We start from the raw sequence: 649 nt of genomic DNA, 5'->3' as shown, positions 1-649 counted from the left end.
CCGGATTGGGCGCGGCCCTGACCGATGCGATCCGTCTGGTCGGCACCCTCAGCGATGCTGAAACCGCCGCAGACACCGCGACGGACTATGTCGACCTCACCCAAAAAATCTCGTTCACCGATGACGGGCCGGCCTTTGAAATGGAATTGGGCACCGCGGTCCTGCAGACGGATGACGCCGATCTGACGGGTGGGCCGGATACGGACACCGAAGGTGTGGGCGATCTGTTCAACGTGACCACGAATGATCCGGGCGAAGATGGCCTGGGCGCGCTGGTCTACAGTCTTGAACTGGGCTCCAATGCCGGGTCGGTGACCCTGAAAGACACCGCCACCGGAGACACCGTGGTTCTCAGCAACAATGCTGGCGTCATCGAGGGCAAAACCTCGGGCGGGCAAGTCGTGTTCTCGGTCTCGGTCGTCAGCAGCACCGGCGCGGTGACGCTGACCCAGAACCGGGCGGTCGAGCACAGTTCGGCAGATACCTCGGGCTATGCCTCGGATGTCACCGGATTGGGCGCGGCCCTGACCGATGCGATCCGTCTGGTCGGCACCCTCAGCGATGCCGAGACCGCCGCGGACACCGCGACGGACTATGTCGACCTCACCCAAAAAATCTCGTTCACCGATGACGGGCCGGCCTTTGAAAT

1 protein-coding gene is annotated in these 649 nt (G+C 63.2%); it reads left to right on the top strand.

Annotated elements, in window-relative coordinates; all coding sequences use genetic code 11:
- Window positions 1–649: DUF5801 repeats-in-toxin domain-containing protein (locus tag ACR0D9_RS20620; protein ID WP_480540107.1), on the top strand; the 649-nt coding region annotated here is incomplete at both ends.

Source organism: Ruegeria sp. AK11 (genome assembly GCF_056541095.1).
This window is presented reverse-complemented; position numbering and strand designations above follow the sequence as displayed.